The sequence below is a fragment of the Saccharothrix sp. NPDC042600 genome (assembly GCF_040647305.1).
GTDB lineage: Bacteria > Actinomycetota > Actinomycetes > Mycobacteriales > Pseudonocardiaceae > Actinosynnema > Actinosynnema mutabilis.
Genome location: NZ_JBEZBW010000008.1, coordinates 23,859 through 38,721, shown reverse-complemented (window position 1 = coordinate 38,721; position 14,863 = coordinate 23,859). Strand labels below are relative to the sequence as shown.

General features: G+C 69.6%; 14 protein-coding genes. 4 read left to right on the top strand and 10 right to left on the bottom strand.

Translation table 11 applies throughout. The features are described 5' to 3' along the window. The 6 genes from rplC to rpsL all read right to left on the bottom strand — a co-directional run bounded on the left by rplC (nucleotide 1) and on the right by rpsL (nucleotide 5,696). A complete protein-coding gene (gene rplC / locus AB0A74_RS08605) occupies nucleotides 1-651 on the bottom strand; it encodes a 50S ribosomal protein L3 (RefSeq protein WP_343935346.1) in 651 nt (216 codons plus the stop codon). Between the two features lie 51 nt (nucleotides 652-702). Further along, complete coding sequence (rpsJ, locus tag AB0A74_RS08600) at nucleotides 703-1,008, bottom strand: 30S ribosomal protein S10 (protein WP_003938093.1); 306 nt, start codon at nucleotides 1,006-1,008, stop codon at nucleotides 703-705. A 323-nt stretch (nucleotides 1,009-1,331) separates the two neighbouring features. After that, complete coding sequence (tuf, locus tag AB0A74_RS08595) at nucleotides 1,332-2,525, bottom strand: elongation factor Tu (protein WP_121224896.1); 1,194 nt, start codon at nucleotides 2,523-2,525, stop codon at nucleotides 1,332-1,334. Nucleotides 2,526-2,664: 139 nt separating this feature from the next. Further along, nucleotides 2,665-4,767: an elongation factor G gene (gene fusA / locus AB0A74_RS08590; protein WP_358248229.1), complete on the bottom strand. Its 2,103-nt coding sequence runs from the start codon at nucleotides 4,765-4,767 to the stop codon at nucleotides 2,665-2,667. A gap of 84 nt (nucleotides 4,768-4,851) precedes the next feature. After that, the gene (gene rpsG / locus AB0A74_RS08585) at nucleotides 4,852-5,322 is read right to left on the bottom strand and encodes a 30S ribosomal protein S7 (RefSeq protein WP_219437845.1); all 471 of its coding nucleotides are present in this window, start codon (nucleotides 5,320-5,322) and stop codon (nucleotides 4,852-4,854) included. Then, nucleotides 5,322-5,696: a 30S ribosomal protein S12 gene (gene rpsL, locus AB0A74_RS08580; protein ID WP_030473471.1), complete on the bottom strand. Its 375-nt coding sequence runs from the start codon at nucleotides 5,694-5,696 to the stop codon at nucleotides 5,322-5,324. Before rpsL ends, rpsG begins: the two co-directional genes overlap by 1 nt. 433 nt (nucleotides 5,697-6,129) lie before the next feature. Between rpsL and AB0A74_RS08575 the strand changes: the two genes are divergently transcribed. The 4 genes from AB0A74_RS08575 to AB0A74_RS08560 all read left to right on the top strand — a co-directional run bounded on the left by AB0A74_RS08575 (nucleotide 6,130) and on the right by AB0A74_RS08560 (nucleotide 8,273). Further along, a complete protein-coding gene (locus tag AB0A74_RS08575) occupies nucleotides 6,130-6,990 on the top strand; it encodes a phosphotransferase (RefSeq protein ID WP_358248228.1) in 861 nt (286 codons plus the stop codon). 38 nt (nucleotides 6,991-7,028) lie between these two features. Further along, the gene (locus AB0A74_RS08570; RefSeq protein WP_343935343.1) at nucleotides 7,029-7,325 is read left to right on the top strand and encodes a zf-TFIIB domain-containing protein; all 297 of its coding nucleotides are present in this window, start codon (nucleotides 7,029-7,031) and stop codon (nucleotides 7,323-7,325) included. A gap of 74 nt (nucleotides 7,326-7,399) precedes the next feature. Continuing rightward, nucleotides 7,400-7,858 (top strand): hypothetical protein, encoded by a 459-nt coding sequence (locus AB0A74_RS08565; protein WP_358248227.1) that lies wholly within the window; start codon nucleotides 7,400-7,402, stop codon nucleotides 7,856-7,858. Then, nucleotides 7,842-8,273, top strand: a complete 432-nt coding sequence (locus AB0A74_RS08560) for a hypothetical protein (protein WP_309117934.1) — start codon at nucleotides 7,842-7,844, stop codon at nucleotides 8,271-8,273. The genes AB0A74_RS08565 and AB0A74_RS08560 overlap by 17 nt, the downstream gene beginning before the upstream one ends. A 210-nt stretch (nucleotides 8,274-8,483) precedes the next feature. Here the strand turns inward: AB0A74_RS08560 and AB0A74_RS08555 are convergent, their stop codons facing one another. The 4 genes from AB0A74_RS08555 to AB0A74_RS08540 form a co-directional block, all read right to left on the bottom strand. Continuing rightward, complete coding sequence (locus AB0A74_RS08555) at nucleotides 8,484-9,209, bottom strand: choice-of-anchor P family protein (RefSeq protein ID WP_358248226.1); 726 nt, start codon at nucleotides 9,207-9,209, stop codon at nucleotides 8,484-8,486. Between the two features lie 14 nt (nucleotides 9,210-9,223). Further along, nucleotides 9,224-9,994 (bottom strand): L,D-transpeptidase, encoded by a 771-nt coding sequence (locus tag AB0A74_RS08550; RefSeq protein WP_358248225.1) that lies wholly within the window; start codon nucleotides 9,992-9,994, stop codon nucleotides 9,224-9,226. Between the two features lie 205 nt (nucleotides 9,995-10,199). Further along, the gene (locus AB0A74_RS08545; RefSeq protein ID WP_358248224.1) at nucleotides 10,200-10,823 is read right to left on the bottom strand and encodes a VOC family protein; all 624 of its coding nucleotides are present in this window, start codon (nucleotides 10,821-10,823) and stop codon (nucleotides 10,200-10,202) included. Nucleotides 10,824-10,937: 114 nt separating this feature from the next. Beyond that, the gene (locus AB0A74_RS08540; RefSeq protein ID WP_358248223.1) at nucleotides 10,938-14,834 is read right to left on the bottom strand and encodes a DNA-directed RNA polymerase subunit beta'; all 3,897 of its coding nucleotides are present in this window, start codon (nucleotides 14,832-14,834) and stop codon (nucleotides 10,938-10,940) included. Nucleotides 14,835-14,863 lie beyond the last annotated feature (29 nt).

The window sequence follows — 14,863 nt, the reverse complement described above, 5'->3', positions numbered from 1 at the left end:
TCAGGCACCACCCTTCGCAGCGGTCTTGACGAACACGGTGCCGCCCTTGGGGCCGGGAACGGCGCCCTTGATGAGCAGGAGGCCGGCTTCCGCGTCGACCTTGTGCACCTTGAGGTTCTGGATGGTCACGCGCACGTGGCCCATGCGACCCGCCATGCGCAGGCCCTTGAACACGCGGCCGGGCGTGGCGCAGCCACCGATGGAGCCGGGCGAGCGGTGCTTGCGCTGCGTGCCGTGGCTCGCGCCCAGGCCGCCGAAGCCGTGCCGCTTCATGACACCCGCGGTGCCCTTGCCCTTGCTGGTGCCGACCACGTCGACCACCGCGCCGGTCTCGAAGACCTCTGCGGTGATCTCCTGGCCGACCGTGTACTCGGACGCGTCCGTGGTGCGCAGCTCCGCCAGGTGCCGGCGGGGCGTGACGCCCGCCTTGGCGAAGTGGCCCGCGACGGGCTTGTTGACCTTGCGCGGGTCGATCGCGCCGAAGGCCAGCTGCACGGCCGAGTAGCCGTCGTTCTCCTGGGTCCGAACCTGGGTGACCACGTTCGGCTCGGCCTTGACGACGGTCACCGGGACGACCCGGTTGTTCTCGTCGAAGACCTGGGTCATGCCGAGCTTGGTGCCCAGGAGGCCCTTAACCTGCCTGTCAGACATTGGTCTCGTTACTCTCCGCCCCAAAAGGGATCAACGCTGCCGCGTCCACGCTTACTGGATGTTGACGTCGACGCTCGCCGGCAGGTCGATGCGCATGAGCGCGTCCACCGTCTTCGGCGTCGGGTCGAGGATGTCGATCAGACGCTTGTGCGTGCGCATCTCGAAGTGCTCGCGCGAGTCCTTGTACTTGTGCGGCGAGCGGATGACGCAGTAAACGTTCTTCTCAGTGGGCAGCGGCACAGGCCCGACGACCCGAGCGCCGGTGCGCGTCACGGTCTCGACGATCTTGCGCGCGGACGCGTCGATCGCCTCGTGGTCGTAGGCCTTGAGCCGGATGCGGATCTTCTGTCCCGCCATGATGGCTTGCCGTTCCTCTGCTTCTCGTACCGCTGCGGTGCGGGCACCACGAGGCCACTGGGACCTTCCGGCGCGCTCCGCCCCCTATTAAGGACTGACACCGAGCGGTGTCACGGTGCCCGGTCCACGCGGTCGGGCGTGTCGCGCCCTTGGCGATAGACCGGTCCCACTGATGAAACCTGTGGGATTGTCTAGCGAGCTAACCCCGCTCGCACGGGGGCGGCCGGTTCGAGTCGAACTCGGCCGCCCCGTGACGAGCAACCCGTCAATGGTCGCACACCGGGGTGCGCAGGCCAAATCGGGGGTCGGTTTTTAGAGCCAGGTCACTTGATGATCTTGGTGACCGAGCCCGCGCCGACGGTGCGGCCACCCTCGCGGATGGCGAACCGCAGGCCCTCGTCCATGGCGATCGGCTGGATCAGCTTGACCGACATCGACGTGGTGTCGCCCGGCATGACCATCTCGGTGCCCTCGGGGAGGGTCACGACGCCGGTCACGTCGGTCGTCCGGAAGTAGAACTGCGGACGGTAGTTGTTGAAGAACGGCGTGTGGCGGCCGCCCTCGTCCTTGGACAGGATGTAGACCTGCGCCTCGAACTCGGTGTGCGGGGTGGTGGTGCCCGGCTTCACGATGACCATGCCGCGCTCCACCTCCTCGCGCTTGATGCCGCGGAGCAGCAGGGCGGCGTTGTCGCCGGCCTGGCCCTCGTCGAGGAACTTCTTGAACATCTCGATCGAGGTGACAGTCGTCTTGCGCGACTGCTCCTTGATGCCGACGATCTCGACTTCCTCGTTGACCTTGATGATGCCGCGCTCGATGCGGCCGGTCACCACGGTGCCACGACCGGTGATGGTGAACACGTCCTCGACCGGCATCAGGAACGGCCGGTCGACCTCGCGCTCGGGCTCCGGGATGTTCTCGTCCACGGCGTCCATCAGGCCGAGGAGCTTCTCGCCCCACTCGGCGTCGCCCTCCAGCGCCTTGAGCGCGGAGACACGGACCACCGGCAGGTCGTCACCCGGGAACTCGTACTCGGAGAGCAGCTCGCGGACCTCAAGCTCGACGAGCTCCAGGATCTCCTCGTCGTCCACCATGTCGGCCTTGTTCAGGGCCACCACGATGTAGGGCACACCGACCTGGCGGGCCAGGAGGACGTGCTCCTTGGTCTGCGGCATCGGGCCGTCGGTCGCCGCGACCACCAGGATGGCGCCGTCCATCTGCGCCGCACCGGTGATCATGTTCTTGATGTAGTCGGCGTGGCCGGGGCAGTCGACGTGCGCGTAGTGGCGCTTGTCGGTCTGGTACTCGATGTGCGCGATCGAGATGGTGATGCCGCGCTGCTTCTCCTCCGGCGCCTTGTCGATCTGGTCGAACGGCGTGAAGGGGTTGAGGTCCGGGTACTTGTCGTGCAGGACCTTGGAGATCGCCGCGGTCAGCGTCGTCTTGCCGTGGTCGATGTGACCGATGGTGCCGATGTTGACGTGCGGCTTCGTCCGCTCGAACTTCGCCTTCGCCACTGGATTGTCCTCCTGGACTTCTGTTGCTGTGCCGAGCGGGTGTGGTTCCACCCGCCCGGCGTCACGTCAAGGGTTTTGCGGACCCCAGGGACGAGAGACCCCGGAGAGCCCGCGTGGTGCTGCGGTGCTCCGGTTGGGGTTACTCGCCCGTCGCCTTCGCGATGATCTCCTTCGCGACGTTCGCGGGAACCTCGGCGTAGGAGTCAAAGGTCATCGAGTAGTTCGCGCGACCCTGGGTCTTGGACCGCAGGTCGCCGACATACCCGAACATCTCCGACAGCGGGACCAGTGCCTTCACGACACGGGTGCCGCTGCGCTCCTCCATGGCCTGGATCTGGCCACGGCGGGAGTTCAAGTCGCCGATCACGTCGCCCATGTAGTCCTCGGGCGTGGTGACCTCGACGGCCATCAGCGGCTCCAGCAGCGCCGGGCTCGCCTGACGGGCGGCTTCCTTGAGCGCCATGGAACCGGCGATCTTGAACGCCATCTCCGACGAGTCGACCTCGTGGTAGGCGCCGTCGAGCAGCGTCACCTTCACGCCGACCAGCGGGTAGCCCGCCAGCACGCCGTACTGCATGGCGTCCTGGGCGCCGGCGTCGACCGACGGGATGTACTCCCGCGGGATGCGACCACCGGTGACCGCGTTGACGAACTCGTAGAGCGCGCCGTCTTCCTGCTTCTCCAGCGGCTCCAGGTCGATGAGGACCTTCGCGAACTGGCCGGAGCCACCGGTCTGCTTCTTGTGGGTGTAGGAGTACTTCTCCACCTTGCGGCGGATGGTCTCCCGGTACGCCACCTGCGGCTTGCCGATGTTGGCCTCGACCTTGAACTCGCGGCGCATGCGGTCCACCAGGATGTCCAGGTGGAGCTCGCCCATGCCGGCGATGATGGTCTGGCCGGTCTCCTGGTCCAGGTTGACCCGGAAGGTCGGGTCCTCCTCGGCCAGCTTCTGGATCGCGGTGCCCAGCTTCTCCTGGTCGGCCTTCGTCTTGGGCTCGATCGCCACCTGGATGACCGGCTCGGGGAAGGTCATCGACTCCAGCACGATGGGGTGCTGCGGGTCGCAGAGCGTCTCACCGGTGGTCGTGTCCTTCAGACCGATCACGGCGTAGATGTGGCCCGCGATGGCCTCGTCGACCGGGTTCTCCTTGTTGGCGTGCATCTGGAAGATCTTCCCGATGCGCTCCTTGCGGTCCTTGGTCGAGTTGATGACCTGGGTGCCGGAGGCGACCCGACCCGAGTAGACCCGGATGTAGGTCAGCTTGCCGAAGAACGGGTGCACGGCGATCTTGAACGCCAGCGCGGAGAACGGCTCGGTGCTCTCGGCCTTGCGGAACTCGGGGGTCTCGCCGTCCTGCAGCGTGCCCTCGACCGGCGGGAGGTCCAGCGGCGACGGCAGGAAGTCGATCACCGCGTCGAGCATGGGCTGCACGCCCTTGTTCTTGAACGCGGAACCGCACAGCACCGGGTAGGCCGTGCCCTCGGCGACGATCTTGCGGATGCCCGCCTTGATCTGCTCGACGGACAGCTCCTCACCGCCCAGGTACAGCTCCATGAGGGCGTCGTCGGTCTCGGCCACGGCCTCGACCAGCGCCTCGCGGTACTCCTGCGCCTTGTCCAGGAGGTCCGCGGGGATCTCCTCGACGGTGTAGTCCTCGCCCTTCTGGACCTCGCCGCGCCAGGTCAGCGCGCGCATCTCCACCAGGTCGACGACACCGATGAAGTCGCTCTCCGCGCCGATCGGGATCTGGATCGGGAGCGGCTTCGCGCCCAGGCGCTCGGAGATGGTGCGGACGGTGAAGTAGAAGTCCGCGCCGAGCTTGTCCATCTTGTTGACGAAGCAGATGCGCGGGACGTCGTACTTGGTCGCCTGGCGCCAGACCTGCTCGGACTGGGGCTCGACGCCCTCCTTGCCGTCGAAGACGGCGACGGCGCCGTCGAGGACGCGGAGGTTGCGCTCCACCTCGACGGTGAAGTCGACGTGGCCGGGCGTGTCGATCAGGTTGATCTGGTGGTTCTTCCAGAAGCACGTCGTCGCGGCGGACGTGATCGTGATGCCGCGCTCCTGCTCCTGCTCCATCCAGTCCATCACGGCCGCGCCGTCGTGGACCTCGCCGATCTTGTAGCTGATCCCGGTGTAGAAGAGGATCCGCTCGGTCGTCGTGGTCTTGCCCGCGTCGATGTGGGCCATGATCCCGATGTTGCGGACCTTGGCCAGGTCGGTGAGCACGTCCTGTGCCACGGGTGTCTTCCCCTGTCTTGAGCTCGCAGGCTCACTAGGGCTGGGTGCGCCCGGCCGGGTCTCGGGTGCCGGCCGGGCGGTGAGTCACCAGCGGTAGTGGGCGAAGGCCTTGTTCGACTCGGCCATCTTGTGGGTGTCCTCGCGGCGCTTGACGCTCGCGCCCAGGCCGTTGCTCGCGTCGAGCAGCTCGTTCATCAGGCGCTCGATCATGGTCTTCTCACGGCGCTGCCGGGAGAAGCTGATCAGCCAGCGCAGCGCCAGGGTGGTCGCCCGACCGGGCTTGACCTCGACCGGCACCTGGTAGGTGGCGCCACCGACGCGGCGGCTCTTGACCTCCAGGGCGGGCTTGACGTTGTCCAGCGCGCGCTTGAGCGTGACGACCGGGTCGGTGCCGGTCTTCTCGCGGGCGCCTTCGAGGGCGCCGTACACGATCCGCTCGGCCACGGAGCGCTTGCCGTCGACCAGCACCTTGTTGATGAGCTGGGTCACCAGCGGAGAGCTGTAGACCGGGTCGGAGATCAACGGCCGCTTCGGGGCCGGTCCCTTGCGGGGCATCAGCTCTTCTCCTTCTTCGCGCCGTAGCGGCTGCGAGCCTGCTTGCGGTTCTTCACGCCCTGCGTGTCCAGGGAGCCGCGGATGATCTTGTAGCGGACACCCGGGAGGTCCTTCACACGACCGCCGCGCACGAGCACCATCGAGTGCTCCTGGAGGTTGTGGCCCTCACCCGGGATGTACGCCGTGACCTCGATGCCGGAGGTCAGCTTCACACGGGCCACCTTGCGCAGCGCCGAGTTCGGCTTCTTGGGCGTGGTCGTGTAGACGCGGGTGCACACACCGCGCCGCTGCGGGCTGCCCTTGAGCGCCGCGGTCTTCTGCTTGGCGACCTTGTCCTGCCGGCCCTTGCGGACCAGCTGCTGGATCGTTGGCATACGCCGGCTGCTTCTTCCGTTCGCGTGCTCGTCGCGCGGGCGGCGAGCGCTGTTTACTTGGTCCCTCTCTGCACCCGAGGTCGGGCGTGTCGCGCCCCTGTGGCCGAAGCCCGGGGGTGGAACACCGTTGACCCAAGGTCCGCAGGCGACATCCCAGGACGCCCCTACGTGTGGAGGTCACCGCGGCCGGCTTTCCAGCACGACTGGCGCGTAGGCACGCGGAGCGGCCCGACATGGGTCGGGCACGAGTACCAAAGATACCCCGCCCGCTTCCCACTGGTCAAAACGGGTGGGGTCGAGGGCTTGACGTGCCCGCCGAGCCTTGACGACCTGCGGTTTCGGGCCCTACCGGTGACCGCGCGCACACCCTCGCCGGGCGGTCAGCGCGACCGGGGACTTGTCCGGCGGGGCGTTTCCAGTGTAGAGGGGCGCGGTGCACACCGCTCTGGTCACCGCCATGGCCGCCCTGGTCGGCCCCACCGCCGAGCCCGTGGTGCTCGCCGTGCGCGGGGACGTCGTGGTGGTGCAGGTCGGGGACGTGGTGTTGAAGGCGCACGAGAGCGGCACGGACGCCTCGCTGCTCGCCGCCCGGTGCAAGTTGGCCGGTGACCCACGATTGGGTGAACTCTTCCTGCCGCCCCTCCTGGGTCCGGTCCCGGTGCGCGACCGGCTGGTCACCGGGTGGCCGTTGGGGGTGCCGGTGGAGCCCGGCCCGCCCGACACGCTGCCGATGGAGGACGCCGGCCGGATGCTCGCCGCCCTGCACGGCTTCACCGCCGACGACTTCGGCGGGCTCCCGGTCGCCGGGGCGTGGGAGCGGTTGGAGCGGGCGGTGGCCCGGGTGCCGTCGGTCGGGGGCGCGGACGTCGTCCGGCGGGCGTTCGCGACCGTCGAGCCGATGCGGCCCGGCACGGCGCTCGTCCACGGCGACTGGCACCTCGGGCAGCTCGTGGCGCGCGGCGGGTGGCGGTTGATCGACGTGGACGACCTCGGCGTCGGCGACCCGGCGTGGGACCTCGCCCGGCCGGCGGCGCTGTTCGCGGCCGGGGTGCTCGAACCGCGCGCGTGGTCGCGGCTGCTGGACGCCTACCTCGACGCCGGCGGCACGGGGATCGACCGGGACGACCCGTGGGCGGCGTTGGAGGGACCGGCGCGGGCGCTGGTCGTGCAGATGGCGGCGCGTGCCCTCGCGGCGGCGGAGCGTGACGGGACGGCGTTGCAGCCCGCGCAGGTCGCGTTGCTGGAGGCGTGCGAGCGCATCGCGTCCAGGCACGAACCCATGCCGCGCGGCTAATATCGCGCACAACGCACCGAGAGCAGGAGGCTCACACGATGCAGTGCCCCAAGTGCCATGCGAACATGCGGACTTTCGACCGCATGGGCGTACACATCGAGCAGTGCGACGGCTGCCGCGGAGTCTTCCTCGACTACGGCGAGCTGGAGGCCATCACGCGCCTGGAGGCCCAGATGCAGGCCCCGCCGCCCCCGCCGCCCGCCGCGCCGGCCCCGGCGCAGGTCCACTACGTGCAGCCGGTCCAGCCGGGCTGGGGTGCTCCCGCGCCGCACTACGGCCACGGCTACGGCCATCGCAAGCACCACGGCCTCGCGGGCCTGTTCTTCTCCTCCTGATCCCAGGAGCAGCCGCCTCCGTTGCGACTACCGAGAAATTGGGCGATACTCAGTAGTGACTGAGGGAGGTCGCCATGTCGGTCGCAACGGAGGCTGCGCAGATCCGGGACCTGTTCGACCAGGTCGAGGAGATCGAGGAGGTCGCCTCGACGCTGGCCGAGGACGACGAGCGGCGGCGGAAGCTCGACGGCGTGGTGGCCCGGGTGCTGCGCACGGCTCCCCCGGTCCGGCCGGTGGTCGCCGGTGAGCTGCTCGACCTGACCGAGAAGACCGTCAAGGCGTGGGCCCGCGAGGGCGTGCTGGCGATCCACAGCCGGGAACCCCGGATGCTGCTCGACGCCGTCCGCCTGCACGAGGTGCTGCACGTCGTCTCCGAGCTGCGCCAGGCGGGCCGCACCCGCGGCCTGCTCGACGAGGTGCACCGCCGGTTGAGCGACCAGGCCCTGCTCGACCGCGACGACCTGGCCACGAGCCTGGCGCAGATGCACCGGGGTGAAGGACGCGTAGTCCGCAATCTTGATCAAGGTAGTTGAGACGCCGGTCGCGAGCCTCCAGGCCGCCGCCCTGCGCGGACCCGCCCGCCAGGCCTACGACCGCTTCCTGGACGAGTTGTCCCACCGCGGCTGCGCCGCCCTCGGGTACCGCGTGACGGGCCCCGAACCCCTCCCCCGCCTGTGCGTGAAGCACCTGCGCGGCACCGACCGCGTGGTCGTCGCCTTCCCCGAACCGGACACGGCGTGGGTCCTGCTGGTCGGCGCGCACGACGACGACCCGGGCCGCAACCTCTACGACGCCCTCTACGAACTGGCCGGCGTCCGCCCGCGCCTCAACGAGCGCCGCACCAAGCCGCCGTGCTGCTCCGACGGCACTCCCCCGTCCGCCGACGCGGACCTGGTGGACGACCTGGTCGCCCGCGCCCGAGCCCTGGCCAAGTCCCGCCGCCGCTGACCCCCGCGCGGCCGCCTCGCCCAACCCCGCTCCGCTGACCCGCGAGGCCGCGTCGCCCTACCCCGCTCCGCTGATCCGCGAGGCCGCGTCGGCCTGTCGCGCCGGGTTTACCGCCGATCACGTCCTTCGATCGGCGGTAAACCCGGCGAGATGGGCCGACTTCCAGGCGGCCTCGCCCGCGACGCCGGAGGCGGCGCAATCCAACACAGCTCAACCCGTCACCGGCAGGTGCCCTTCGACGGGAGTCGGACGCGGCGCCTTGCCCGGGGCGGACGGGGCCGGGGTGGTCGTGGACGGCTTCGTCGGCGTCGCGGACGGGGTGCTCGTCGGCACCGGCTTCTGCGCCTGCGCGCAGGTGGCCGACGCGATGTCGATCTTCTGCAGGCCCGCCAGTTCGACGGAGACCGCGACGACCGTCAGGGAGCCGTCGGCGGCGCGGGTCTGCTTGTTCAGGACCACCGACACCACGCCCGGCACCTGGACGCGGGTGTTCGGGCCCGGGTGCAGGTCCAGCGCGGTCGGGCCGGCCTTCGCGGCGGCCAGGGTGACGGCGCCGGTGCCGTCCACGCAGGTCGCGCTGATGACCTCGGCGGTCAGGGACGTCAGGTCGGAGAGCTTCAGCAGGCCGAGCTGCGCCTTGAGGTCGGCGACGCTCGCCTTGGCGGACGCCGTGTCCACCTCGGTGTTCAGCACGCCGGCGGTGATGACCGGGGCCTTCGCGTCGGGCAGCGCGACCGAGGCGACCGAGGTCTGCCGGTAGCCCTTGGACCCGTCCAGCGCGGCCAGGGGCTCGACGGTGAGCAGGCCGGACGCGGACAGGGCGAACGCGGAGCTCGGGGCGCCGCCCGCCGCCTGCCGCTTGGCGACCTGGGCGTGCGCGGTGCCGGCGGTGGCGACGAGGAGGGCGGCGGTGACCAGGGCCGCGGTTCTCTTCATGGGGGATGTGCCTTTCACTTGACGATCACCACGGTCCCCAGCGGGAGGGTGAGGAGGAGGTCGAGCGCGTCGTCGGGGACGCGGATGCAGCCGTCGCTGCTCGCCGTGCCGAACGGGGTGTCGTCCGGCCAGCCGTGCAGGGCCACCGTGCCGGGGCCGCCGCCGAAGGTCTCGTGGCTGTCGGAGTGCGAGCCCAGCGGCAGGACGTACGGGCTGAACGTCGCCACGGTCTCCTTGATGGAGGCCATCACGTAGGTCCGGCCGGTGGGCGTGGGGTGCCGGGCACTGCCCGTGCCGACGGTCCACGTGCCGATCGAGCGGCCCTTCTCGGTGACGTCCATCCGGAACGCGGCCAGGTCCACGGTGACCAGGTAGTCGTTCTCGGCGCGTTCGAAGTCGTCGGAGCCGGTGAACACCCAGCCGGCGGACCGGTTGGGCCGGGACGGCAGCAGCACCTTGGACCAGCCGTCCCGCCGGTCCACCTCGGGCACCCACGTCGGCGAGCCGAGCTGGGTGGCGGGGAGCTTGGCGACGGCGCGCCCGTCCACGGCGTCGTAGACGGGCACGTCCTTCTTCGCCCGCAGGACCTGGCCCGCCGTGGGCGACGTGTCGTCGTCCCGCGGGAGGGCTTCGATCTTGGCGAACGTGGTGGCCTCGGGCAGCACGGCGTACGACTGCACGTCGACGGCCTGCGGCCGGGGCCGGGGGTTCGGTGGTGGTTCGGAGCCGGCGCACGAGGAGACGGCGAAGGCCGTCGCCAGCGCGACCAGCAGCACACGAAACATCGTGGTTCCTGATCGGTCGAGGGTCCGATGGCGGCGGAGGTACCTCGAAGTTCGGCCGGATCACGGCCTGTGACGCATGATCACGTCGATCGGAAAGCTATCTACTTCCAAGTAGGTTGGACAAGGGGTCCACTCGCGCATCACCCGAATGCCGCAGCGTTCTTTACGACACCCATGCGCATGCACTAATCCGACGAACAGACCTTCATCGGACTTCCACCATCCCGTTCGGACCGTCCACACGCATCACCAAGGCCTCTGTGGACGCTGCGCGCACCTCGACCTCGACGCCCAAAGCCCTCAGCGCCGCAAGGACGTTCGCGGGTTCGGGGTGTTCGATGTGGAGGGAGGCGAGCGCGAGTCCGGCGGGCGCGGACCGGGCGGGGTGCGGTGTGCCACCCCAGTCGATCAGGAACGGCACGACCCCGGCCGTGCGCGCGTTGGCCGTCAACCGCCACCGCAGCAGCTCGCCGTCGGGCGTCCGCCGCTGCCCGTCGAGCACCTCGCCGGGGTCGAACCCGGCCGCCCGCGCGCGGGCCACCGCCGCGTCGATGTCGTCCACGGTGAGCGCCCACCCCACCACCCGTCCGGACGTCACCCCGTCGACGCCGTAGGGGCGTGGCAGGGCGGGCCCCGGCTGGCTCGGGTCGGGCGCGATGACCTCCAGGTAGGTGTGCGGCCCCAGGCCGAGCAGGCGGTTGTGCGTGCCCACGCCGGGGTGCTGCCCGCCGCCCGCCGCCCGCACGCCCAGGCGGGCGGCGAGGTCGGCCACGGCCGCCTCCAGCTCGGGAGCGGCGTACAGGACGTGGTCGATCCGCGCGGTCCCCATCAGCCCACTATGCCCCGCCCGGTCGCGGCTGCCGTCGGCCCGGCGCGCCACCCGACGCGGAACGGCCCCTCGAAGCGGGAGGCTTCGAGGGGCCGTTCTGTCGTAGCGCTGCTGTCAGCGGTAGTCGCGACCGAAGTCGTAGTCGTCGAGCGGGACCGCCGCGCCCGTGCCGGTGCCGAAGACGTCCGGGGTGTAGTACCCGTCGTCGTAGCTCGGGATGGCGTACGCCGCCGCCCGCGCCTCCTCGGTCGGCTGGACCTGGATGTTCCGGTACCGGTTGATGCCGGTGCCGGCCGGGATCAGCTTGCCGATGATCACGTTCTCCTTCAGGCCGATCAGCTTGTCCGACCGGCCGTTGATCGCGGCGTCGGTCAGGACACGCGTGGTCTCCTGGAAGGAGGCCGCCGACAGCCACGAGTCCGTGGCCAGCGACGCCTTCGTGATGCCCATCAGCACCGGACGGCCGGCCGCCGGCTCGCCGCCCTCGGCCACGACCGCGCGGTTGCCCGACTCGAACTCCGCGCGCTCGACCAGCGAGCCCGGCAGGAACTCGGTGGCGCCCGAGTCGATGATCGTCACCCGGCGCAGCATCTGCCGGACGATGACCTCGATGTGCTTGTCGTGGATCGCCACGCCCTGGGCCCGGTAGACCTTCTGGACCTCCTGCACCAGGTGCAGCTGGGCCTCGCGCGGACCCATGACGCGCAGCACCTCGTGCGGGTCGGGCGTGCCCTCCAGCAACTGCTGGCCGACGTGCACGTGGTCGCCGTCCTGCAGCGGACCGGTGGCGGTGTTGGCCAGGCGCTGGCGCTTCGAGAGCTTCTCGAAGACGATCTCCTCGGACCCGTCGTCCGGGATGAGGGTGATCTTCCAGAACCGGTCGCCGTCCTCGATGCGCACCCGGCCGTCGACGTCCGCGATGGGCGCCTTGCCCTTGGGCACACGAGCCTCGAAGAGCTCCTGCACACGGGGCAGACCGGTGGTGATGTCGTCACCGGCGACACCACCCTGGTGGAACGTGCGCATGGTCAGCTGCGTGCCGGGCTCACCGATCGACTGGGCGGCGACGATGCCGACGGCCTCGCCGACGTCGACCAGCTTGCCGGTCGCCATCGAGCGGCCGTAGCAGGACGCGCACACGCCGACCGCCGACTCGCAGGTCAGCACGGAGCGGACCTTGACGCGGGTCACGCCGTTCTGGACCAGCGTCTGCAGCGCCGGGTCGCCCAGGTCGTCACCGCGGTTGAGGACGATGTTGCCGTCCGCGTCGGTGATGTCCTCGGCGATGGTCCGGGCGTAGACCGAGGTCTGCGCGAACTCGTGCAGGACGACCTTGTCGCCCAGCCGCTCGCCGACCGTCATGTTCACGCCGCGGGTGGTGCCGCAGTCGATCTCGCGGATGATGACGTCCTGCGAGACGTCCACCAGACGACGGGTCAGGTAACCCGAGTCGGCGGTACGCAGAGCGGTGTCGGCCAGACCCTTGCGGGCGCCGTGCGTGGCGATGAAGTACTCCAGCACCGACAGGCCCTCGCGGAACGAGTTCTTGATCGGCCGCGGGATGTACTCGCCCTTCGGGTTGGTCACCAGACCACGCATGCCCGCCAGCGAGCGGACCTGGGTCATGTTGCCCGCCGCGCCGGACTTCACGATCATGCGGATCGAGTTGTCCTCGGGGAAGTTGGCCTCCATGACCTCGGCCACCTCTTCGGTCGCCTTGGTCCACACCTTGACCAGCTCGTTGTTGCGCTCCGCGTAGGAGAGCTGACCGCGCTGGTAGCGCTTCTCCACCGCGTCGGCGAGCTTCTCGTACTCGTCCAGGATGCCCTGCTTGGCCTCCGGCACGAGCACGTCGGAGATCGCGACGGTGACACCGGACCGGGTGGCCCAGTAGAAGCCCGCGTCCTTCAGCTTGTCCAGCGTCCGGGCGACGGTGACCATCGGGTACCGCTCGGCGAGGTCGTTGATGACCGTGGCCTGCCGCTTCTTGGGCATGACCTCGTTCAGGAACGGGTAGTCCTGCGGCAGGACCTCGTTGAACAGCACGCGGCCCAGGGTGGTCTCGGCCAGCCACGGCTGACCGGGCTCCCAGCCCTCCGGCTCCTGGCCCTTGGGCGGGTTCTTGTCCGCGATGCGGATCTTCACCATCGCCTGCAGGCCCAGGACCTTGCGGTCGAACGCCATCAGCGCCTCGGCCGGCGACGAGTACGCCTGGCCCTCGCCGATGTCGCCTTCCTTGTGCCGGGTCAGGTGGTACAGGCCGGTCACCATGTCCAGACGCGGCATGGCCAGCGGCTTGCCCGACGCGGGCGAGAGGATGTTGTTCGACGACAGCATCAGCACGCGCGCCTCGGCCTGCGCCTCGGCGGACAGCGGCAGGTGGACCGCCATCTGGTCACCGTCGAAGTCGGCGTTGAACGCCTCACAGACCAGCGGGTGCAGCTGGATGGCCTTGCCCTCGACCAGCTGCGGCTCGAAGGCCTGGATGCCCAGGCGGTGCAGCGTGGGCGCGCGGTTGAGCAGCACCGGGTGCTCGGTGATGACCTCTTCCAGCACGTCCCACACGGCGGGGCGGGCGCGCTCGACCATCCGCTTGGCGGACTTGATGTTCTGCGCGTGGTTGAGGTCGACCAGCCGCTTCATCACGAACGGCTTGAACAGCTCCAGCGCCATCTGCTTGGGCAGGCCGCACTGGTGCAGCTTGAGCTGCGGGCCGACCACGATGACCGAACGGCCGGAGTAGTCGACGCGCTTGCCGAGCAGGTTCTGGCGGAACCGGCCCTGCTTGCCCTTGAGCAGGTCGGACAGCGACTTCAGCGGCCGGTTGCCCGGGCCGGTGACCGGACGGCCGCGGCGGCCGTTGTCGAACAGCGCGTCGACGGCCTCCTGGAGCATCCGCTTCTCGTTGTTGACGATGATCTCGGGCGCGCCGAGGTCGATCAGCCGCTTGAGGCGGTTGTTCCGGTTGATGACCCGGCGGTACAGGTCGTTGAGGTCCGAGGTCGCGAAGCGGCCACCGTCGAGCTGCACCATCGGGCGCAGGTCCGGCGGGATGACCGGGACGCAGTCCAGGACCATGCCCTGCGGGTTGTTGCGGGTCGCCTGGAACGCGGCGACGACCTTGAGGCGCTTGAGGGCGCGCAGCTTCTTCTGGCCCTTGCCGCTGCGGATGGTCTCGCGCAGCGACTCGGCCTCGGCGTCCACGTCGTAGTCACCCAGCAGCTTCTGGATGGCCTCGGCGCCCATGGCGCCGGTGAAGTAGTCGCCGTAGCGGTCGTAGAGCTCGCGGTAGAGCAGCTCGTCCGCGATGAGCTGGCCCTTCTCCAACTTGGTGAAGGTGGACCAGATCTCGTCGAGGCGGTCCAGCTCGCGCTGCGCGCGGTCGCGCAGCTGGCGCATCTCGCGCTCGCCGCCCTCCTTGACCTTGCGGCGCACGTCGGACTTGGCGCCCTCCGCCTCCAGCTCGGCCAGGTCGGCTTCGAGCTTCTGCGCCCGGGCCTCCACGTCGGCGTCGCGGCGGTTCTCCACGCGCTTGCGCTCGACCTGCATCTCGTTTTCGAGCGTCGGCAGGTCGTTGTGGCGCAGCTCGCCGTTCACGCCCACGATGACGTAGGCCGCGAAGTAGATGATCTTCTCAAGGTCCTTGGGGGCCAGGTCGAGCAGGTAGCCCAACCGGCTCGGGACGCCCTTGAAGTACCAGATGTGCGTGACCGGGGCGGCCAGTTCGATGTGGCCCATCCGCTCGCGGCGCACCTTGGCGCGGGTCACCTCGACGCCGCAGCGCTCGCAGATGATGCCCTTGAACCGGACGCGCTTGTACTTGCCGCAGTAGCACTCCCAGTCCCGGGTGGGACCGAAGATCTTCTCGCAGAACAAGCCGTCCTTCTCCGGCTTGAGCGTGCGGTAGTTGATGGTCTCGGGCTTCTTGACCTCGCCGTAGGACCACTGGCGGATGTCGTCCGCGGTCGCGAGACCGATGCGGAGCTCATCGAAGAAGTTGACGTCGAGCACGTCTACTCTCTTCCCCTTTTAGATCGGTT

Coding starts and splice junctions, on each gene's coding strand:
- rplC (WP_343935346.1), bottom strand. CDS start 651: ATGTCTGACAGGCAGGTTAAGGGCCTCCTGGGCACCAAGCTCGGCATG.
- rpsJ (WP_003938093.1), bottom strand. CDS start 1,008: ATGGCGGGACAGAAGATCCGCATCCGGCTCAAGGCCTACGACCACGAG.
- rpsG (WP_219437845.1), bottom strand. CDS start 5,322: ATGCCCCGCAAGGGACCGGCCCCGAAGCGGCCGTTGATCTCCGACCCG.
- rpsL (WP_030473471.1), bottom strand. CDS start 5,696: ATGCCAACGATCCAGCAGCTGGTCCGCAAGGGCCGGCAGGACAAGGTC.
- AB0A74_RS08570 (WP_343935343.1), top strand. CDS start 7,029: ATGCAGTGCCCCAAGTGCCATGCGAACATGCGGACTTTCGACCGCATG.
- AB0A74_RS08565 (WP_358248227.1), top strand. CDS start 7,400: ATGTCGGTCGCAACGGAGGCTGCGCAGATCCGGGACCTGTTCGACCAG.
- AB0A74_RS08555 (WP_358248226.1), bottom strand. CDS start 9,209: ATGAAGAGAACCGCGGCCCTGGTCACCGCCGCCCTCCTCGTCGCCACC.
- AB0A74_RS08550 (WP_358248225.1), bottom strand. CDS start 9,994: ATGTTTCGTGTGCTGCTGGTCGCGCTGGCGACGGCCTTCGCCGTCTCC.
- AB0A74_RS08545 (WP_358248224.1), bottom strand. CDS start 10,823: ATGGGGACCGCGCGGATCGACCACGTCCTGTACGCCGCTCCCGAGCTG.